Origin of the sequence: Neisseria sp. P0014.S009 (assembly GCF_051958155.1) — a bacterium.
GTDB classification, from domain to species: Bacteria; Pseudomonadota; Gammaproteobacteria; order Burkholderiales; family Neisseriaceae; genus Neisseria; species Neisseria flavescens_C.
The window spans coordinates 1-230 of the sequence record NZ_JBQCVS010000308.1; the positions used below are offsets into that span (position 1 = coordinate 1).

A 230-nucleotide genomic window follows, 5' to 3' on the forward strand; every position below is an offset into this window, starting at 1 on the left:
TCGAAAACCCGTTATGTGGTCGAACAAAGCTTCGGTACGTTACACCGGAAGTTCCGCTATGCCCGGGCAGCCTATTTTGGTCTGATTAAAGTGAGTGCACAAAGTCTTAAAGTAAGTGCACAAAGTCATCTGAAGGCGATATGTTTGAACCTGTTGAAAGCGGCTAACAGGCTAAGTGTGCCTGTTGCCGCCTAAAAGGCGGCCCGGATGCCTGATTATCGGGTATCCGG

1 pseudogene is annotated in these 230 nt (G+C 49.6%); it reads left to right on the plus strand.

Annotated elements, in window-relative coordinates:
• Window positions 1–195, plus strand: a pseudogene (locus ACTHS4_RS12760) (hypothetical protein); the annotation flags it as partial.
• Window positions 196–230: the final 35 nt, after the last annotated feature.